18 protein-coding genes are annotated in these 21,529 nt (G+C 35.2%); 17 read left to right on the forward strand and 1 reads right to left on the reverse strand.

From position 1 onward, the window contains the following. Positions 1-5 precede the first annotated feature (5 nt). From R8495_RS04820 to thrS, 14 genes are all read left to right on the forward strand, one after another. On the forward strand, positions 6-743 hold the full coding sequence (locus R8495_RS04820; RefSeq protein WP_317636408.1) for an ABC transporter ATP-binding protein: 738 nt from the start codon (positions 6-8) through the stop codon (positions 741-743). Continuing rightward, positions 740-1,927, forward strand: coding sequence for an ABC transporter permease (locus tag R8495_RS04825; protein ID WP_317636409.1), 1,188 nt, complete (start codon positions 740-742; stop codon positions 1,925-1,927). The genes R8495_RS04820 and R8495_RS04825 overlap by 4 nt, the downstream gene beginning before the upstream one ends. Next, positions 1,924-2,589 carry a tRNA (guanosine(46)-N7)-methyltransferase TrmB gene (trmB, locus tag R8495_RS04830; RefSeq protein ID WP_317636410.1) on the forward strand — a complete coding sequence of 222 codons (666 nt, stop codon included), beginning with the start codon at positions 1,924-1,926 and terminating at the stop codon, positions 2,587-2,589. The genes R8495_RS04825 and trmB overlap by 4 nt, the downstream gene beginning before the upstream one ends. Then, positions 2,576-2,887 carry a thioredoxin family protein gene (locus tag R8495_RS04835; protein WP_317636411.1) on the forward strand — a complete coding sequence of 104 codons (312 nt, stop codon included), beginning with the start codon at positions 2,576-2,578 and terminating at the stop codon, positions 2,885-2,887. Before trmB ends, R8495_RS04835 begins: the two co-directional genes overlap by 14 nt. Then, positions 2,884-3,510 carry a YtpR family tRNA-binding protein gene (ytpR, locus tag R8495_RS04840; RefSeq protein WP_317636412.1) on the forward strand — a complete coding sequence of 209 codons (627 nt, stop codon included), beginning with the start codon at positions 2,884-2,886 and terminating at the stop codon, positions 3,508-3,510. The genes R8495_RS04835 and ytpR overlap by 4 nt, the downstream gene beginning before the upstream one ends. A gap of 9 nt (positions 3,511-3,519) precedes the next feature. Beyond that, on the forward strand, positions 3,520-4,842 hold the full coding sequence (gene murC / locus R8495_RS04845; RefSeq protein ID WP_317636413.1) for a UDP-N-acetylmuramate--L-alanine ligase: 1,323 nt from the start codon (positions 3,520-3,522) through the stop codon (positions 4,840-4,842). Positions 4,843-4,894: 52 nt separating this feature from the next. Then, positions 4,895-5,668 (forward strand): Bax inhibitor-1/YccA family protein, encoded by a 774-nt coding sequence (locus tag R8495_RS04850; protein WP_317636414.1) that lies wholly within the window; start codon positions 4,895-4,897, stop codon positions 5,666-5,668. Between the two features lie 85 nt (positions 5,669-5,753). Continuing rightward, positions 5,754-8,378: a DNA polymerase I gene (gene polA / locus R8495_RS04855; RefSeq protein WP_317636415.1), complete on the forward strand. Its 2,625-nt coding sequence runs from the start codon at positions 5,754-5,756 to the stop codon at positions 8,376-8,378. Continuing rightward, on the forward strand, positions 8,350-9,219 hold the full coding sequence (gene mutM / locus R8495_RS04860; RefSeq protein ID WP_317636416.1) for a DNA-formamidopyrimidine glycosylase: 870 nt from the start codon (positions 8,350-8,352) through the stop codon (positions 9,217-9,219). Before polA ends, mutM begins: the two co-directional genes overlap by 29 nt. Continuing rightward, the gene (gene coaE / locus R8495_RS04865) at positions 9,201-9,812 is read left to right on the forward strand and encodes a dephospho-CoA kinase (RefSeq protein ID WP_317636417.1); all 612 of its coding nucleotides are present in this window, start codon (positions 9,201-9,203) and stop codon (positions 9,810-9,812) included. Before mutM ends, coaE begins: the two co-directional genes overlap by 19 nt. Beyond that, positions 9,799-10,314, forward strand: a complete 516-nt coding sequence (gene nrdR / locus R8495_RS04870; RefSeq protein ID WP_317636418.1) for a transcriptional regulator NrdR — start codon at positions 9,799-9,801, stop codon at positions 10,312-10,314. The genes coaE and nrdR overlap by 14 nt, the downstream gene beginning before the upstream one ends. Continuing rightward, positions 10,315-11,613: a DnaD domain protein gene (locus tag R8495_RS04875; protein ID WP_317636419.1), complete on the forward strand. Its 1,299-nt coding sequence runs from the start codon at positions 10,315-10,317 to the stop codon at positions 11,611-11,613. It abuts the gene before it with no gap. Then, positions 11,614-12,507 (forward strand): primosomal protein DnaI, encoded by an 894-nt coding sequence (gene dnaI / locus R8495_RS04880; RefSeq protein WP_317636420.1) that lies wholly within the window; start codon positions 11,614-11,616, stop codon positions 12,505-12,507. Positions 12,508-12,585: 78 nt separating this feature from the next. Further along, a complete protein-coding gene (gene thrS, locus R8495_RS04885) occupies positions 12,586-14,520 on the forward strand; it encodes a threonine--tRNA ligase (RefSeq protein WP_317636421.1) in 1,935 nt (644 codons plus the stop codon). Here the strand turns inward: thrS and R8495_RS04890 are convergent. After that, complete coding sequence (locus R8495_RS04890) at positions 14,517-15,176, reverse strand: hypothetical protein (RefSeq protein WP_317636422.1); 660 nt, start codon at positions 15,174-15,176, stop codon at positions 14,517-14,519. The two genes, thrS and R8495_RS04890, sit on opposite strands and share 4 nt — an antisense overlap. A 38-nt stretch (positions 15,177-15,214) precedes the next feature. On the opposite strand from R8495_RS04890, the gene metK reads away from it, so the two are divergent. The 3 genes from metK (at position 15,215) to leuS (ending at position 21,528) form a co-directional block, all read left to right on the forward strand. Beyond that, a complete protein-coding gene (metK, locus tag R8495_RS04895; protein WP_317636423.1) occupies positions 15,215-16,402 on the forward strand; it encodes a methionine adenosyltransferase in 1,188 nt (395 codons plus the stop codon). 117 nt (positions 16,403-16,519) lie between these two features. Beyond that, entirely contained in the window at positions 16,520-19,021 is a 2,502-nt protein-coding gene (locus R8495_RS04900) for a LysM peptidoglycan-binding domain-containing protein (protein WP_317636424.1), read from the forward strand. Between the two features lie 77 nt (positions 19,022-19,098). Beyond that, positions 19,099-21,528 carry a leucine--tRNA ligase gene (gene leuS / locus R8495_RS04905; protein ID WP_317636425.1) on the forward strand — a complete coding sequence of 810 codons (2,430 nt, stop codon included), beginning with the start codon at positions 19,099-19,101 and terminating at the stop codon, positions 21,526-21,528. The last annotated feature ends 1 nt before the right edge of the window (position 21,529 follow it).

The raw sequence follows: 21,529 nt of genomic DNA on the forward strand, positions 1-21,529 counted from the left end.
AATATATGTCACTTAAATTATTGCACGTGTCCGGAGGTTATTCAAATTTACTTATTCTCCGTGACGTTAGTTTTGAAATTAAAAAAGGTGAAGTCCTGGCATTAATTGGGTTAAATGGTGCCGGTAAATCGACTACTATTAAGCATATTTTGGGGCTGTTAACTCCCGTATCTGGGAAGATCACGATTGATGATCAGACAATTTCAAATGATTTTTCTGCTTACGAAAAAAAAATTGCTTATGTTCCAGAGCAGCCAGATTTTTACCGGCAGTTGACGCTACAGGAACATCTTGATTTAGTAATGGAAGTTTATCGATCAGATGACGATAAGACCAGAAATGAAGCCAAAAGATTACTGAAAATGTTCCGGCTTGAAGATAAACTCGATTGGCTGCCCGTTCATTTTTCCAAAGGAATGCAGCAAAAAATGATGCTTACAGCAGCTTTAATGCTTGATTGCGAGTTGCTTATCATTGATGAACCTTTTGTGGGTCTTGATCCGGTAGCAATTGACGATTTAATCAAATTGATTAATGAAAAAAAGAAAAGCGGGAAGTCGGTTTTAATGTCAACTCATATTTTGGCTAATGCTCAGAATCTTGCTGATCAATTTGTACTTTTAAACCAGGGAAGAGTTCAAGCTCAAGGAAACTTGGATGAAGTTCGTCAAACTGTTGGGATGCCCAAAGCTTCTTTAGAAGAAATTTATTTAAAACTGGCGAAGGGTGAATTTAAGCAATGAAATCCATTTTTCGAAAAAGATTTCAAGAAAACTTAGTTTCGAATACGAAATATTTGAGATATGTTTTTAATGACCATTTTGTTTTAATTTTATTAATCCTTGTCGGATACTTCGCTTATTTATACTCTCAAAACTTAAATTTAATTTTACGGTTTAATCCTTGGCTGCTTAAAATTTTGATTGGTTTAACTTTTTTAGTACAGCTTAAAAGTTTTAATTTGGTAACATTACTTAAAGAACCAGATCAAAGTTTTATTTTGCCAGTCATTAGTGACTTAAAGCTGACATTTCGTTTTTCGACTTTTTATAGTTTAATCTTACCAACGATAACTTTTGGTTTAACGACCATTGCTTTAACACCTATTCTTCATGGTTTAGATTCAAGTTTTAAAATTGTTTCGGGGTTAGCGTTAACCTTAAGCTTGATATTTCTTGAACTTGCTCGCTTTGCTCATTTTAAACTTGAGATTTATAGCAAAAAAGAATCCTTATCAGCCAAGTTGGCTTTTAATGGAATTTTGATCGTCGTACTTGGCTTAATTCTTCTATTTTCGGTGTACTGGGGATTAGGAATTTCTTTTATAATTTGGGTGGGATTTTGTCTTAGACCAAAATCCAAAGTTCTCCAAGTTCAAATGGCAATTCAATCAGAATTGAGAAGGCAAGGTCGAGTTCGTAAATTCTATTCGTTATTTGTGGATTTGCCAGATCAAATCGTTCCAGTTAGAAGACGGAAATTTCTTGATTTTTTAAAAAGCAAAAAATCTTTTCAAGAAAACTTGTTTTTGGTAACCTTTTTAAGGTCGGGAACATATCTAGGTTTATTTATTAGACTATTATTAATAAATTCGGTAGTAATATTTCTATTAAAAGGTGATCTTTTTTCGTTGGTTTTAAGCGTCGTATTCTTATATTTGCTTATGTTTCAATTGATTCCAATATTTAAAGAAGCCAATGATCGAATTTGGTTTAAAATTTTTCCGGTTTTACCAAATAGATGGATGGAAAAATTTCAGATTTTTTTGCTGAAAATAGGAATAGTGTATACCGTAATTATTGCTGGAATAATGCTGGTTAATAACGCTATGAATGCCTTGTTATTCCTTGGAGGAGGGATTATTTTTACAATTTTGTTTGTGAAATTTTATCTGGTTAGAAGACTAAAGAAAGTAGTAAAAAAGTGAGAATAAAAAGAAGACCATGGGCTGATGAGTTATATGCCGAAAATCAAGATCTTTTCCGAAAATTTCCTTACGATTTAAGAGGAAAATGGCATGAAGTTTTCAAAAATAATCAGCCAATTGAACTTGAAATTGGAGCTGGCAAAGGTGGATTTATTACCCAATTAGCTCAAAATAATCCGAATAAAAATTACATTGCTCTAGAAATTAATGAAATGGCGCTTGCTTATTTGTTAAGAAAGCAAGCCGAAAAAAGATTGACTAATTTGTTTCTTGTTGTAGGGAATGCTGATGAAGTAGGACAATATTTTGCCGAGGGCGAGGTAAGTAATCTTTATCTTAATTTTTCCGATCCTTGGCCAAAAAGTAAGCATGAAAAAAGAAGATTGACTGCACCGAATTTTTTGAGAAAATATCATCAGATTTTAGCTACGGATGCTACAATTCAATTTAAAACTGATAATCAGGGATTATTTATTTATTCGATCACGACGATGGCTAATGAACCTGAAGTTTTAATTGACAAAATTAATTTTGATTTGCACCATAGCGATGATAATGTTGGTAATATTCGAACAGAGTATGAACAAAAATTTGCTGATAAAGGTCAACCTATTTATCTTTTAAAAAGTCATTTTAAGGAGGAAAAAAATGAAAGAATTTAAAGGAAATGAGATGGAAATAAATAAGGGTTTAAAGATTTTAACTTTTACAGCCCCTTGGTGCGGGGATTGTAAATTTATTGAACCTTTTTTACCGTTAATTGAGAAAGAACATCAAAATTTTGATTTTGTAGAAATTAATATCGATGATTTTAAAGAAATTGCTGAAAAAATGTCAGTTAAGGGAATTCCTAGTTTTGTTGCTCTAAGTGATGGTAAGGAAATCGGCAGATTTGTTAATGGTGATCGCAAAACTAAAGCGCAAATCGATCAGTTTATTGATGGGTTGGAAATCAAATGATCATAGCAAGTATTAATAAAGCAGCTTTTGGTGATAGTATTTGGCTGAATTTTAGCAAGGAACCGTGCAGTAATTATAAAATTAATCGTGTTAATGATATTGTTTTAATTCAAAATGATCAAAACGAGCTGATTGGTCTGAATTTGTTCAACTGGAGTCAAAAGTTGGGCATCACTAAAGATCAAGGTTTTATTCAAATTGATTCAAATCAAGTCGATGTGATTGCTGGATCAATTCCCGAATTTAGAGATTTCTTAGTTCAAGAGCTAGGACGTCCTTATTTTGTAGTAGGAGAGGTTAAAAAAATTGAAGACCATCCTAAACTTCAAAAATTGAAACTGATCCAAGTCGAGATCGGACAAGAGAAATTAATTCAATTGGTATCTGGTTCAATAAACTTGAAGGTGGGGCTAAAAACCGTGGTAGCGCAAGTTGGTGCAATAATGCCTAATGGAAAAATCGTTACTTCAGCTAAGATTGGCGGGTTGGATAGTCCAGGTGCTCTTTGTAATCGAGCTGACTTAAAATTGAGTTCACCGGAAATTAAAGGGGCAATTGAGATCACTGATTCTGGTATTTTACCAGGGACCGATTTTGCTGAAATTGAAAAAATTGATTATTAAGAGGAAAAAATGATCGAGCGAAACGGAAATTATTTTATTATTGGGATTAAAGGGTCAGGATTGAGTGCACTTGCTGCGATCATGCAAAATGATGGTTTAAAGGTTTCTGGTTCTGACATTCCTGGCTATGTCTTCACTCAGGACAAATTAGAGGAAGAAGGGATTAAAGTTTATCCTTTTGACTCCAACAACATTAAACCAGGACAAATTATTATTCAGGGGAATTCTTTTAATGATGATCATCCTGAGGTAAAAAAGGCACACGCGTTAGGGCTTAAAATCATGCATTATCATGAGTTTTTAGGCGAATATCTTAAAGATTATTTATCGATTGGGATTTCTGGTGCACACGGAAAAACAACAACCACTGGTCTTTTAGCACACATTTTAAATCAAAAAGAAAAAATTAATTATTTGATCGGTGATGGTAGTGGGCAGGGTAATCCTAATTCAAAACTTTTTGTCTTTGAAGCTGATGAATATGAGCGTCACTTCATTACTTGTTATCCTGATTATTTAATTATCACCAATATTGATTTTGATCATCCAGATTATTTTAGGGATTTAGAAGATGTTGTTGATGCATTTAATACGCTCGCCCAGCAGACTCGAAAATTAATTGTCGCTTTCGGTGATGACGAGAATACTCACCGCATTCAAGCAAATTGTCCAATTAAATATTTTGGCTTTGAAGAGAATAATCAGGTTCAGGTCGTTATTATAAAGACAAATCCCCGCAGTACAGTCTTTCAATTAATTGAAAACAACCAAGTGTTGGGAACTTTTGAGACGAGCCTACCAGGACATCAATATGTTATAGATACGGCTGCAACCGTTCTTATTGCTAGAGAATTTGGATACTCTAACGAATTAATCCAACAGCAGATCAGTGATTTTAAAGGAGTTAAAAGAAGATTTAATGTTTCTAAAGTAAATCAGGTGACGATAATTGATGATTATGCCCATCATCCTAACGAAATCGCTGCTTCGATTGATTCGGCGCGTCAAATGTTTCCAAATGATCAGCTAACGGTTATTTTTCAGCCGCACACTTACACTCGGACTGCAAAATATCTTCAAGATTACGGTCGAGTTTTGAGTGCAGCAGATCGAGTTTTTGTGACGGATATTTTTTCTTCACCGCGCGAGAAATCGGGATCCGTTAGCAATCAGGATCTTGTTGATTTAATCGGTCCAAAAGCTGAACCCATCAGTTTTGACAATAGGTCCAATTTAAATGAGATTAAAAACGGCGTTTTACTTTTTATGGGTGCAGGCGATATTCAAAAGTACGAACAAGCTTATTTAAAAGATAATAGGTCTTTCGACTGATTGACAATGTTAGTCAATCAGTTAAACTGTTAGTAATTGGAGGTTAGTAGTTATGCAAAATGATTCTTTTAATAATCGTGATGGCCAGAGCGTACATGGCACTGATCCGATTAATGGACATGTCGGTGAACGTGATCAGGCGTTGTCCAAATATTATAGTATGGTCTATCTAATTATGTTTGGTGGAGTTGCAATTACCACTTTCGTTTCATGGTTACTGGCCTATCCGTTAAGAAATGCATTTGTTAATTTTTTATCAAGCGGCGGCTCGGTAGCAATTATGTTGGTGACTTTTGTTCCTTTAATCTTAGTATTTGTGATGGGACACAATGCCAATAAAGATGCGGCAGCAAGTGTTAATTTAGTTCTGTTTATGATAATGTCGGCCTGTTACGGTATCACTCTTTCTGTTACATTGATGTTTAGCTCCGCAGGTAGCGTGGTTAATGCGCTTGGGGTGACAGCTTTGATCTTCTTATTGATGTCAGTTCTAGGCCGCAATACTACAAGTGATCTACAGCGAGGGCGTCGAGTTGCATTCGCACTTTTGCTAGGTGTAATCGTAGTTTCTTTGATTAACGCTTTCATGGGGTCATCGATGCTTGAGTGGATTATTGATTATGCTGTCTTAGGAATTTTCACATGGATGATTGCTAGTGATCAGCAAAATATCAAAGTTGCTTACTACCAGTTACAAGATAGTGGTGCAACTGATACGATGATGGCAAATTATGCAACGTCATCAGCGATGGGTCTCTATCTTGATGTATTAAATATTTTCATTGTTTTACTTGAGATTTTCGGTGGAGGCAATAACCGAAATTAATCATTTTAAAGGATAAAGCGAAAATTTCCTCAAGAAATTTTCGCTTTTTTTAACTCTTTGATCTTTTTTTCGATACAATAAGTCTATGGATAAAGAAAAATTATTGTTGCTTGATGGCAACTCACTTACTTACCGTTCATTCTTCGCATTGAACGTGAATAATTTTACTAGTCATGAAGGCATTCCAACCAATGCAATCTATGGCTTGAAAAGAGTTTTGGATTCAATCGTAAAAGATCTTAAGCCGACAAAAATGTTAGCCGCTTTTGATGCTTCGGATCGAACTTTTCGAACAGAACTATATTCTGATTACAAAGGTAATCGCTCTAAAACTCCTGATGAACTTTCGGCCCAATTTCCTTATGTTCATGAAATGTTGAAATTAATGGGGATTACTTCCTATGAATTACAAGACTATGAAGCTGATGATATCATTGGTACACTTGCGAAAAAGGCAAATGAACAAGGAATTGAGGTTGTAATTGTAACGGGAGATCGCGATTTAACTCAATTAATCAATGATCACACAACAGTTTATATCACTCAAAAAGGTTTTAGTAATTATGAAACTTATAACCCTGATCACCTTAAAGAAAAGTTGGGGATCACTCCAAAACAGGTGATTGATATGAAAGCTTTGACTGGAGATACTTCTGATAATTATCCAGGAGTTCAGGGAGTTGGTGAAAAAACTGCTTTAAAATTGTTGGGACAGTATCCTAATATTGAAGAACTTTACCAGCATCTTGGTGACTTAAAGCCAAGTAAAATGAAGGAGAATTTGATTCGAGATCAAAAACAGGCATTTCAATCTAAGGAATTAGCAACGATTAGAACAGATGCGCCGATTCAAATATCCATTGAAGATACTGAGATTAAACCATCAAACATTGAGGGATTGAATAGCTTTTTTGAAAAGCTTGATATGAAGTCTTTAATTATTAAAACATCTAATGATGAAAATCTTAAAGAAAAAGACGTTCCAGCTTATCAAGTTTTAAGTTTGGAAAATATCTCGGCCCTTAAAGAATTAAAGGAACCGCTAATTTATTTTGAAACTTTTAATTCTAATTATCATGAGGCTGAGATTAAGGCGATGATTATTGCGGAGCGAGGGAAAATTTTTGTTACTAAAGATTTTTCGTTGTTAACCTCGGAAATATTAGCTGGCTTTGAGCATATTTGGACTTTTGATGGTAAAAAAACGTTTATTTTGGCGAATCGACACCAGCTTTCTTTACCTAAAATAAGCTATGATTTGATGATTGCTTCTTATGTTGATGATTCAGGCCACAGTAATGAGAGCCTTGCAACTACGATTGATGATTACTTTGATGAATTTATTTTGTCTGATGAGACGGTCTATGGCAAGGGCGTTAAAATTTCTTTGCCAGAAAATGATCAAATTCTCTATGATCATCTTGCTAAAAAGGCCGAAGGATATTTTCTGAGTAAGGATATTGTTGATGCACATTTAAAGATGCACGAGCAAGTCGAATTACTAAAGCAAATTGAGTTACCTTTGTCAATGGTTTTAGCTAAAATGGAATTAGAAGGGATCAAGCTCAATAAATCTGAGTTAAAAAGGATGGGTAAAGAATTTGATTCCAATATTCATGAATTGAAGTCTAAAATTTTTGCTGAAGTAGGGCAGGAATTTAATTTAAATTCTCCTCAGCAATTAGCCGATATTCTTTTTAACGTTATGAAATTACCACCTTCAAAGAAAACAAAACGAGGTTATTCAACGTCAGTTGAGGTTTTAGAAGAATTAAGGCCGCACTCTCAGGTCGTTGATTGGATTCTTGATTATCGTCAACTTTCAAAATTAAAATCCACCTATGTCGATGGTCTGCAGAAATTTGATTTCGGTAATGGAATTATTCATACTAGATTTTTACAAACAATGACCTCAACCGGACGTTTATCCTCAGTTGACCCTAATTTGCAAAATATTCCAGCACGAGGAATGGGAAAAATTATTCGTAAAGCTTTTACAGCCCGTCAAAATGATTGGCAGTTGTTCTCATCTGATTATTCGCAAATTGAATTACGGGTTTTAGCTCATATTTCAGGTGATCCTCATATGATCAAGGCTTTTGAAGATGATAGAGATATCCACCAGGCAACAGCTGAGAAAATTTATCATTTAGAGCCAGGAGCTGAAATTACACCAGACATGCGAAGAGTTGCAAAAGCCACTAATTTTGGAATAGTCTACGGAATTTCTGATTATGGTTTAGCTAAAAATATTGGAGTAACTAGAAAAGAGGCAGCCGCATTCATTAATACTTATTTTGAAGAATATCCCTTAGTCAAAGTTTTTATGGATAATTCGGTGAAATTTGCTCGAGAAGAAGGTTATGTAGAAACATTATCTCATCGTCGTCGTTACTTACCAGATATTCATGCTAAAAATTTCAATCTTCGTCATTTTGCTGAAAGAACTGCGATGAATACTCCAATCCAAGGCTCAGCTGCTGATATAATCAAAATTGCAATGGTTAGTATCCAAAACTATCTTGCAGATCAGAATTTAAAATCACGGATGATTTTACAGGTACATGATGAATTAACATTTGAAGTTGCTCCAGGAGAAGAAGAAATTATTGGATCAATCGTACCTAAATTAATGGATTCAGCTATCAAACTAAAAGTTCCCCTGAAAGTAGAGAGCCACTTTGGGGAAACTTGGTACGACGTTCACTAGAATTGAGGAAAATATGCCTGAATTACCAGAAGTACAAACAGTAATTAATAACTTAACTCCCTTAATTACAGGACGCACGGTTAAAGAAATAGACCTTTTGTATCCTAAAATGATTCAAAACGATTTAGTAGAATTTAATCAAAAGATTATTGGCCGAAAATTTATTGGGATTAGAAGAAGGGGAAAATACTTACTTTTTGATTTAAGTGATGGTCAAACTTTGATTAGTCATTTGAGAATGGAAGGAAAATATAGCGTACTAAAAGATCCTGAAGAATTACCAAAGCACAGTCATGTAGTATTTTGGCTGGATAATGGGGAGAAGTTAGTCTATCATGACACCCGTAAATTTGGTCGCATGCACTTAGTTTCTACCAACGAGGTTGATCAAACTAAGGAAATTAAGAAGCTTGGTTTGGAACCTTTTAGTTCAGAATTTACTCCTGAAGCTCTTTTTGCGATGCTTCAAAAAAAGAAGGGGAAAATTAAGGTCGTGTTGTTGTCACAGGAAGTTGTGGTTGGATTGGGCAATATTTATGTCGATGAGGTTCTTTACGCAGCAAAAATTCATCCAGCTTCCATTTCTGCCAATTTAACTTTAAATGACGCCAAGGAAATTTGGCAAGCAACCAAGGAAATTTTAAAAAAAGCTATCAAGTATGGGGGAACTACGATTTTTAGTTTCAAAAATGCTAACGGAGATATTGGTCATTTCCAGGATTACTTGAAAGTCCACAGTCAAGAAGGAGCTACGTGTAAACGTGACGGTCATTTGGTTGAAAAAATCAAGTTGGACGGACGTTCAACGTATTTTTGTCCACAATGTCAAATTCTGAAGTAGTTGGAATAACCGGCGGGATTGGAACTGGTAAATCGTTTGTTGCTAGCATTATTCGTTCATTAGGGTTTATGGTACTTGATTCCGATCAGATAGCACACCGAATCTTAACTTGTGATCAAAATGCAATTGATAAACTCTGCCACTTTTTTGGCGAAGGAATCGTTAAAAAAGATGGAGCTATCGATCGAAAAGCTCTTGGTACATTGGTTTTTGGCCATCCTGATCAATTAGAGAAGTTAAATAAAATTCTTGACCCTTTTTTACGGCAAACAATTTTAGCTGAGCTGAAATCAGCTCCCAAACCGGTTTTTATTGAAATTCCGTTGCTATATGAACTACATTATGAAAATTATGTCGATCAGGTGATTGTGGTATTTGCCGATGATCGAATAGCTTTAGACCGAATTCAAAAAAGAGATCACCTTGATTTTGCAACGGCTAATAAAAAGCTATGCGCCCAATTGCCGATTAAAGAAAAGATCAAAAGAACTAAATATATAGTTGACACAACTCAGTCAAATGTTTTAGAACAAGTAATTGCAATCTTACAGAAAATTGACTTAATGAAGGAGGATAAAAGTGAAATGTCCTAATTGTGGTTTTGAAGATACCAGAGTCGTTGATAGTCGGCCAACCAAGCTGAACACAGCGATTAGAAGAAGAAGACAATGCGAAAAATGTAAGTTCAAATTTACAACTTTTGAAAAAATTGAATCGACCCCTTTAGTTGTGGTCAAGAAAAATGGTTCTAATCAGGTCTTTGACCGTAACAAAATATCAAGGGGATTAGTTAGAGCAGCTGAAAAGCGCAATATTAGTCAAGATGTTTTAAATAATATTGTTAATGAAATTGAAGAACACATCAGGTTAAGTAGTGAATATGAAGTAACTACTAGGCAAATCGGGGATATGGTTATGAAAAAATTAGCTGACGTTGATGAAGTCGCTTATATTCGTTTTGCTAGTGTTTATCGAGAGTTTTCAAGTATTGATATGTTTTTATCTGAACTTCAAACGATGTCTCGAAAGAATAAAAAGAAACGGTCTCAGCTAGCAAAAAATTCGATGAGTACTTTTGCTGCTAGGAAAAAGTAAATGAACAGTCGTAATTTACATCCGCGTGATGGATTTTTGGTGACAAATGCTAACTATTTTTCAGAACTGAGTCAACAAGTTTTAACTGATCTTTATTTGCCGATAATTGGGACAGATGCAAATAGTTTATATTTGTACCTTTGGCAGCTTACGACCCAAAAATTGGTGTCAATCGATCGATATCAGCATACGCGAATTATTAATGCTACCGGAGAAAGCATTGGTCAAATTGAATCAGCATTGACCAAATTGGAGGGCATTGGTTTGGTGCGGACTTTTTTAAGAAAAGATATTATTGGTTCATTATTTCTTTATGAATTATCGGCACCTGTTAGTCCGGAGAAATTTTTTGAAGACGATCTTTTAAGTTCGTATTTAAACGAAATATTGGGAGAAAAGAATGTTTTAGAACTTCAAGAAAAGTACACCTTACATCCAGCAAATGTGCAAAAATTTAAGGAAATCACGACTCCTTTTTTTACAGCCTATAAGTTTGCTAAAACAAGATTAAATCAAGAAAAGCCGGAGCTTAATTATCAGCCTGCCCGTAGTCCAATTAATTTTCAATTTGATCAAAATTTGTTTTTGACTTTAATGGCTAAAAACGGGGTTAGTCAACAGCTTACAGAGCGCAATTTAAGACAATTTAGTGAATTTTGCATGTTTTATAACATCAACGAACTTGAACTTGCAAATGCATTAATTACCTCAGGTAGCATAAAAAACGATCAATTTTTGCCCGATCGACTGACTGATTATTTGAATTTAAGATTAGCTAGTCATGGAGTTAAAAAGGCTGAGAAAACTACTGTTTCTACTGAAAAATTGAGTGGAGAAGAACAAAAATTGATTCAAAAATCGATCAATCTTTCTCCTTACGAATTTATTAAGCAAGTAAAGGACAAATTTGGTGGTTATCCAAGTAATTCAGAGATAGCGATTGTCCGTAAATTAATTCAGCGCCAAAAATTACCAAATGAAGTAATTAATATCTTGATTTATTATGAAATAAACCGATATACTTCACTCTCACAGAAAGTTACCGACGTCGTTGCTAATGATTGGCTTAAAGATGGGATTCAAAGCGCTGAAGAAGCTCTGGTTCACATTAAAAATTTCAAACATGACCAACAGAAAAAGACTTCTTACACGCGGCGAAAAAGCTCTAAACCAGTCCCTAAATGGTTTAATGAAGATAGTAATCAAACGACATCGAAAGATCAGGTTTCTAAAGAGAATTTAAGTGAATTAATTAGACAAGAAGAAGAAAAGCGCCGGAAATTGGAGGGACAAAAATAGTTGGAAAATATTTCTGATAAAATTAAAGAGTATATAAATACGCATAATCTTGTCCCAGAGTATCATAAAATCGTTGAAAATTTGGTAAATGATCCAGAGATCGCGAATTTTTTGACACAAAATAAAATTAACCAACAGTCGGAAATTTTTAAAAAAGGCATCAGTAAGATTTTCGAATTTTATCAAGCTTCGCGTGATCCTCAGGCCGATTATCTAGCGCGACTTAAATTGGAAAATGATAGCATTGAAGTTGAGTATTATCCCAGCAAGCGCTTATTACAAAAACGGCGGCTGGAAAAGCAAAGTCAGCTTTTTCGTTTATTGTATTCTCCTGCAACAATTAAACGTGCATGTTTTGAAGATTTTGAACAAAATGATCGACAAGATGCTTATTTTAAAGCAATCCAGTTCTCTAATCAATTAATTAGTTCGCCAACTCAATTTATCAAAGGTCCGTATTTTTACGGCAAATTTGGGGTTGGGAAGACTTTTTTGCTTGGCGCTGTTGCCAATGAACTTGCAAAAAAGGATTTAGAGACCTTATTTGTTCATATTCCAACACTAGTAGTTGAGTTAAAAAATTCCATCACAAATCATTCGTTAGCTGATTTAATCAATCAAATTAGAAAAGCGCCAGTTTTGATTTTAGATGATATTGGAGCGGAGAATTTAAGTGCCTGGGTACGAGACGATATTTTTAATCCGATCTTACAATATCGCATGGAGGCAAAATTGCCGACCCTTTTCTCCTCTAACTATAATTTGGCTGAACTAGAAAAACATTTTACGGAAGTTAGAGATGATTATGATCAGGTGAAAGCACGAAGAATCATCGAGCGAATCCGTTTTCTTAGTCAAGAAATTGAAATTTCCGGGAAAAATTGGCGAGAATAATTTCAAAGTGGGAAAAATCCTGCTATATTATATTAAGTTAAAACTGACGGCAAAAAGCCGCATTTATGAAGGAGCGTTATGGTAAAAATAAGTTTGCCTAGTGGCGACACTAAAGAATATTCAAATAAAATTTCTGTTTTAGAAGTGGCTAAGAGTATTAGTCCCACTTTAGCTAAAAAAGCTGTATTTGCAACGGTTGACCAAGTTGATCGTCCGTTAAATTTTGTGATTGAACAAGATAGTAATCTTATTCTCCATACCAAAGAGGAGCAAGTTTCTCTCAATAGTCTTAGAGCAACGACAGCTTTTTTCTTAGGAAAAGCGATTAAAACTTTTAACTCAGAGGCAGTTCTTGGAGACAATAATTTTTCTGAAGACGGTTTTTATTACGACAGCGATATTGCAACTGGGCAAATTTCTGTGGATCAACTTGGTGAAATTACCGATTTAATGGGTAAAGAGCTCAGTACAAAAGCTGAATTAACCAGCGTTTATATGAGTGTAACTGAGGCAATTGATCATTTCAAAGATAACGAGTACAAAGTAGGAATTTTAAAAGAGTTGAAAAATGATCATGTTTATTTGAATTCTTGGAATGGTTTTGATGATTTTTCACTTGTCCCGCTTGATGTAAATTATGAACAGATTAAACATTTCAAACTTTTATATGTTGCAGGAGCTTATTTCTTAGGAAAATCAAGCAACAAAATGTTCCAAAGAGTTGCGGGTACGGCTTTCTTCAATCAAAACGATTTGGATGAAGATGAGAAGAGAAGAGAGATCGCGCGTTCGCATGATCATCGTGTTTTAGGTCAGCAGTTAGATCTGTTTTTTGTCGATCCAAAAATTGGAGCAGGACTTCCTTATTGGTTACCAAAAGGGGCAACAATTAGGAGAATTATTGAGCGTTATATTATTGATAAGGAAGTGGCAGATGGCTATGAACACGTCTACACTCCGGTTCTTGCTAATCTAGACTTATATAAGACTTCAGGACATTGGGATCACTATCGAGAGGATATGTTTCCTCCGATGGATATGGGAGATGGCGAGTTACTTGAATTAAGACCAATGAATTGTCCTTCTCATATTGAAATTTATAAACATAAACCAAGAAGTTATCGAGATTTACCACTTAGAATCGCAGAACTCGGAATGATGCATCGTTATGAAAAATCTGGTGCATTATCGGGATTGCAGCGTGTAAGAGAGATGACTCTTAATGACGGTCATACCTTTGTTTCTCTCGATCAGATTCAAGATGAATTCAAAAAAGTTTTGAAGTTAATGATGGAAGTTTATCACGATTTTGATATTAAAGATTACAAATTCCGTTTGAGCTATCGTGATAAAGCAAATACTGAAAAATATTTTGATGATGATGAGATGTGGAATCGTTCGCAGGCAATGCTTAAAGGTGCAATGGATGATTTAGGGCTTGATTATTACGAGGCAGAGGGTGAAGCTGCGTTTTATGGTCCAAAACTTGATGTTCAAACTAAAACGGCGTTAGGTAATGAGGAGACAATGTCAACAATTCAGCTTGACTTCATGCAACCAGAACGTTTTGAGTTAACTTACGTAGGAGCTGATGGCGAGGATCATCGGCCAATTATGATTCATCGTGGGATTGTTGGAACAATGGAACGTTTTGTTTCATATTTGACTGAAATCTACATGGGAGCATTTCCGACATGGTTGTCACCGGTTCAGATTGACATCATTCCTGTTAATAATGACTTGCACCGAGCTTATGCTGAGAAATTGGCTGAGGACTTTAGGAAATCTGGGTTAAGAGTTCAAACTGATTTGCGCAAGGAAAAAATGAACTATAAGATCAGAGAAAGTCAGACTCAAAAGATTCCTTACACTTTAATTGTGGGAGATAAAGAATCAGAATCTGGTAATGTAACTGTTCGTCGTTACGGCCAAGAAGCTCAAGATACGATGACTGAAGCAGAATTCATTCAAATGATTCGAAGTGATATTGCAAACTATAGTCGCGAGAGCTAGATAGTTCCATAAGAAATTAGCAGATAAAGGAGTTCCCAGAATGAAGGGGACTCTATTTTTTTTGGAATTATTGGAACCAAAAGCTGAAGGATTAAGTAGAAAGTTGAATTTTTGAAAATAAAGGTCGAAATTATTCCAATAGCAACGAGGGCGGCATAAGTACTGATTTTCCTCTTAATTAGGAACTTTTTGAAAAATTGGTCAGCAATAAAGATTAGGAAAATTTTCTCTAAAATAGCCAGATTAATGGCTCCATTTAACATATATACAACTTCGCAAAGAGCAAATATCCATAAGCCAATCTGAGCAGAGAGTTTGTTTAATTGTAAAGTGTTTGGAGTTTTGACGGTTAGCAAAATTGTGGTAATTATACTTATAAAAGCGACAAAAAAACTATGCTGAATTGTAAATATTATAACCAGAATCAACGATCCCCAGGCTAAAATAAAATCCAACTTGTTAAATTTATTTTCTCCCTTTATTTGGTTCAAAGAAAAAAGTATAATTAACCATAGCGAGATCCAACAAATGTTGAAATCGAGCTTAATCAGATGTCTTTTGCTCAGAAAAAAAGCTGCTCCGATGAAGACGGCAATCTGTGCAATAACTTGTAAGATTAAATTGTTTTCTAGTTTTAGTTTATTTGTGATTTTCATTTCTTTTTTAGAATAACATAGATTTAAGGTGAATTTGAATGTCTAATAATTATTTATTTTCTTCTGAGTCGGTTTCAATCGGCCATCCGGATAAAATCGCCGATCAGATTGCGGACACAATTCTTGACGGAATTTTAATCCAAGATCCAACTGCTAGAGTTGCCTGTGAAGTCACTGTTTCCACGGGATTAGTACTAGTAGTCGGTGAAATTAGTACTTCTGCTTTTGTCGATATTCAATCATTGGTGAGAAGCAAAATTAAGGAAATTGGCTACAAGGATAAGAAGTTTGGCTTCGATGGTGACACTTGTGCAATTTTAACGGCGATTGACGAACAGTCTGGTGATATTGCCCAAGGTGTTGACGATCCATTTGATTCAAAGGGTGGATCTGATGATCTATCAATCGGAGCTGGTGATCAAGGGGTTATGTTTGGTTTTGCAAGTAACGAAACCGAATCATACATGCCTCTCGGAGTAGTTTTGGCCCAAAACTTAATGAAAAAAGCTAAAGAGGTTCGAGAAAAAGGAGAAATACCGTATTTAGGACCTGATGCCAAATCACAGGTGACAATTGAATATGATGAATTTGATCGACCTCAAAGAGTTGATGCAATTGTCCTTAGTACGCAGCATTTAGCAGAAATTGGTTTGGATCAGGTTAAAAAAGATGTTTTAGAATATATCGTTAAACCGGTAATCCCAGCTAATTTAATTGATGAAAAAACCAAATTTTATATTAATCCAACAGGTCGTTTTGTATTAGGTGGTCCTCAAGCAGATACAGGACAGACTGGTCGGAAGATTATGGTCGATAGTTATGGTGCTTACGCTCGTAGCGGCGGTGGAGCATTTTCAGGTAAAGATGCAACCAAAGTAGACCGAAGTGCCGCTTATATGGCACGCTATGTGGCTAAAAATTTAGTTGCAGCGGGAGTTGCTCCTAAAATTCAATTACAGGTTTCTTATGCAATTGGACTTGAGAAACCTTTGTCACTTAATGTCGATACATTTGGTCAAAGCAAGTACAGTAATGAAGAAATTGTTGATGTGATTAACAAAGTATTTGATTTTCGACCAGGAGCAATTATTAAAACTCTCGATTTGCGGCGTCCAATTTATGCACCTTTGGCTGCATTTGGGCACTTTGGACGAGATGATCTTGATCTAACTTGGGAAAAATTGGATAAAGTTTCTGAAATCAAAAAAAATCTTTACAATAGTTGATAAAAACCAGCTGTAAACTACAAATATTCGTTTTACGAATATTTTTTTTTGAAAATAGCATTCAAATTTAAATGAATAATCAGTAGAATAGAGCTATGAAGTTTTTGGAGGACTATTTTGGAAACTAGAGAACAGCGGATTAATTCGCAAATTGAAAGAAGCAAAAAACATTATCGCAAAAGAAAAGCAGAGAAACTGGGAAAGTTTTCTCTTTTTACTGGCACCACTTTAGGTTTAAGTGGTATCTTTGCTAATTCAATCACAACCAAAGCTGTTTCATCAAATGCGCAAACGATGCAGAAATCTAACAATTCAAACCCCGTTAGTAATCCAGCGCCAAGTTCAAGCTACAACTTTTCAAAAGGCTTGAGTCAAGTAACTTATCTAACTCAGTCACAGTATAGCTTCTTAAATGAGATCGCTCCAACTGCACAGAAACTCGCTTCGCAAAATAACTTATATGCTTCAATTATGATTGCTCAAGCGATTATTGAATCAGCGTGGGGCCAAAGTGGTCTTGCTAGCGCACCTAATTATAATTTATTTGGGGTTAAAGGTAGTTATATGGGAAGTTCTGTGTCTATGCCGACATTTGAACAAACTCCAGATGGAACTTCTTATTCCATTGTTGCTGCTTTTGCTAAATATCCGGGCTATGAGGATTCGATGAAGGGTTATATCCGGACAATGCTAAATCCATTGTATGTAGGTGCTTGGCGTTCAACAACTAATAGTTATCAAGAAGCAGCTCACTATTTAACAGGTCGTTACGCGACAGCGATTAATTATGGGGACACTTTAATTTCGATAATACAAAGGTATAATTTAAATGTCTTTGATTCGGATGATTTTTCGGTTGACCCAGCGTTAAAAGGAATTTCAGTTTCTTCTAATAAACAGACATACAAAATTCAAAAAGGAGACTCTCTATGGGGAATTTCGCGTAAATTTGGGGTTTCTTTGGATAGCCTGTTGCAATTGAATAATTTTAAGTTAGACAGTAAGATTTTTCCTGATCAAGTAATTACGATTAAGGAAGTTGAGCAAGTTAATCTGCCTGATGTGACAATTGTTGATAATGCATCTGTTAATGACCTTAATAAACCGAGTTTGCCATTACCTACGGAAACAAAGGTATCTAGTAGTGCAACCGGCACTTATACAGTTAAACAGGGAGATTCATTGTATCGAATCGCTTTGAAAAATGGGATAAGTTTAGCTGATCTTTTAAAAATTAATGGATTGACAGAAAAATCAGTAATTGTACCAGGTCAAAAATTAAAGATAACTGGTAATGTTTTGGTGCCAAATAGTAATGTTCAGGCACCAACGGTTACGGGTGAAGAATATACAGTACAAAAGGGCGACAGTTTGTACCGAATTGCAATCAAAGCCGGAATTAATCTCAATGACTTGTTGAAATACAATAATTTGTCAGAAAATGCTGTAATTGTGCCAGGCCAAAAATTAATTATTCGCAAGAACAATAACGACACATCTGCTAAACAAAATGAGGTTATGAATAGCGATGCTAAGATTGAGAGTTCAAGTTATACAGTCAAACAGGGGGATACTTTAGCAAAAATTTCTCAAAGATCTGGAGTCAGTGTTGAAGAACTTCTAAGCCTGAATAATTTGAAGATCGATTCAATGTTATTTGCGGGTCAAAATCTAATTATTAAAGCGCCAGTTGTTCAAGATAATACTTATACCGTTCAGCAGGGTGATACACTTTATGGGGTTGCTAAGAAGTATAATATTAGTCTGACGGAACTTTTGAATCTCAATAATCTTAAGATTGATACAATGTTATTTGCAGGCCAAAAATTAATTGTTAAACAAGTAAGCACACCAGCAACAGTATCTGAAAATAGCGATACTGATTATCTTGTTCAACAAGGCGATACACTTTATGGCATTGCTAAGAAATTTAATATAAGTTTAACTGAGTTGTTGAAGTTAAATAATTTAACTGAGTCTTCTGTGATTTCTCAAGGCCAGAAATTGACGATTAAGGCCTCGCAAACGCCTGCTAAAAACAAAGATGTTTCTGAAAACAAAGAAACGGTTTATACTGTTCAACAAGGCGACACACTTTATGGAATTGCAAAAAAGCATAATATCGGCCTGATAGAACTGTTGAACCTAAATAACCTTAAAGTTGATACAATGCTCTTTGCTGGTCAAAAATTAATTGTTAAACAGGCAAGCACACCTGAAAAAACTGATGAAACACCAGCAAACAAAGAAACGACTTACATTGTTCAACAAGGCGATACACTTTATGGAATTGCCAAAAAAGCAAATTTAAGTTTAGCTGAACTGTTGAAATTAAATAATTTAACGGAATCGTCTAAAATCTCAGTGGGCCAGAAAATAATTACAAAGGTTGCTGCTGCCCCTAAAGAGTCTGCAGATCAAACACAAGATGTTAATGCTTCTGATGAAAAAGAGCCAAATAAGGTTGCCCCAGCGGAGCAAAAAACATATACTGTTAAACAAGGTGATTCCTTGTATAAAATTGCAACTGCAAATCATACTACGATTAATAATTTGGAGCAGCTTAACAATTTGCCCGGAGATATCATTATTCCTGGTCAAACGATCCGAATTCAGTAGTTAAGGTTTTTTAGAGGAATTTCCTATGGATTGATTTTCATAGGATTTTTTATTTTATGAAGTTAGAGGAAAGATAAATGTATAACCACAGAGTAATTGAGAAAAAATGGCAAAAATATTGGGATAATCATCAAACTTTTAAAGCAGTCGACTTTTCAGAAAAGCCAAAGTATTATGCTTTAGATATGTTTCCTTATCCTTCTGGACAGGGTCTGCATGTTGGTCATCCTGAGGGTTACATTGCAACAGATATTATGAGTCGAATGAAGCGGATGCAGGGATATAACGTTTTACATCCGTTTGGTTGGGATGCTTTTGGTTTGCCAGCAGAACAATACGCTTTAAAAACTGGCAATAATCCTGCCGATTTTACTAATAAAAATATTGAAATTTTTAAAAAGCAGGTAAAATCATTAGGACTGTCTTTTGATTGGGACCGAGAAGTTAATACAAGTGATCCTAGTTACTATAAATGGACTCAATGGATATTTGAGAAGCTGTATGAAAAAGGTCTAGCATACGAGGACGAAATTATGGTTAATTGGGCGCCAGATTTTCCTGGTGGCGGAATTGTTGTTGCTAATGAAGAAGTAATTGACGGCAAAACTGAGCGTGGAGGCTATCCAGTCTATCGGGTCCCAATGAAGCAATGGGTTCTTAAAATAACTGCTTACGCTGAAAGGTTATTAAAAGATCTTGATGATCTTGATTGGCCAGAAGCAATTAAAGAGCAACAACGTAATTGGATTGGCCGTTCAGAAGGTGCTTCAGTTGATTTTAAAACTGCTGAAGGTAGCCACACAATTGAAGTGTATACGACTCGACCAGATACTTTATTTGGTGCAACTTATATGGTGTTATCGCCTGAACATGAACTAGTTGATAAGATTACAACAAGTGATCAATTAGATCAAATTAATTCATACAAAAAAATGATTGCTTCTAAATCTGATTTAGAGCGAACCGATCTTAATAAAGAAAAAACTGGTGTTTTCACAGGAGCTTATGCAATCAATCCGGTGAATCAAGAAAAATTACCAATTTGGATTGCAGATTACGTCCTTTCTTCTTATGGAACGGGTGCAATTATGGCGGTTCCTGCACATGATGAGCGGGATTTTGAATTTGCAAAAAAATTTGATTTGCCTATAAAATATGTTATTGAAAATCCATCGAAAAAAGTTATTAATGATGAAGCTTATACAGGTGATGGAAAGCATATCAATTCTGGATTTCTTGATGGATTAGATAAGCCAACAGCGATTAGGAAGATGATTGATTGGTTAGAAGAACAAAAAGTAGGTCATTCTCAAGTCAACTATCGCTTAAGGGACTGGATTTTTTCACGTCAGCGTTATTGGGGTGAACCAATTCCAATTATTCACTGGGAGGATGGCACAATGTCATTAGTTCCAGAAGATGAACTACCTCTTAAACTTCCTCATCTGGATGATTTAAAACCATCCGGGACTGGAGAGTCACCACTAGCTAACGCAACTGATTGGCTTGAAGTAACCAGATCTGATGGAGTTAAAGGTCGTCGTGAAACAAATACCATGCCTCAATGGGCTGGCTCTTCTTGGTACTATCTCCGTTATATGGATCCGCATGATGATAAGCAAATAGTTGCACCTGATATTGTAAAATACTGGCAAAATGTTGATCTTTATGTAGGTGGTGCTGAACATGCTGTATTACATCTGCTTTATGCGCGTTTTTGGTACAAGTTTTTATACGACTTAGGGGTTGTTCCAACCAAAGAACCTTTTCAAAAATTAGTCAACCAAGGTATGATTCTCGGAAATAATCACGAGAAAATGAGTAAGTCTAAGGGTAATGTTGTTAATCCTGATGATATTATTGAGGAATATGGGGTCGACTCCTTAAGAGTTTATGAAATGTTTATGGGACCACTCGAACAGTCAATTAGTTGGTCGGATGAAGGTTTAGCCGGAACAAGAAGATGGTTAGATCGAATTTGGCGGATCTATGTTGATGAAGATAGCGATGAACTTAGTTCAAAAATTACTGATCAAAACACACCAGAGCTAGATTTTATTTATCATAAAACCATTAAAACGGTGACTGAAGATTACAGTAGAATGCGATTTAATATTGCAATTTCTGCAATGATGGTCTTCATTAATGAAGTACAAAAGGCCGACCATTTTAATCGCGAAATGGCAACAAATTTCTTGAAATTATTAAATCCAATTGCTCCTCATTTAACAGAAGAACTAAATGAACGATTAGGTAATAATGAATCTTTAACATACTCGGAGTGGCCAACTTTTGATGTTAATAAGATTGTTGAGGATACGGTAACAATAGCCGTTCAGGTAAATGGCAAATTGAGAGGAACTATTGAAGCTTCTGTTGATGAGGATCAAGAACAGTTAAAAGATAAAGCTAAAAATCTGGAAAATGTTCAGAAATTTATTGAGGACCATCAAGTTGTTAAGACTATTGTAGTTCCTAATAAAATCGTTAATATTGTGGTTAAGTAGG

It is taken from the genome of Xylocopilactobacillus apicola (assembly GCF_033095985.1).
Lineage (GTDB): Bacteria > Bacillota > Bacilli > Lactobacillales > Lactobacillaceae > Xylocopilactobacillus > Xylocopilactobacillus apicola.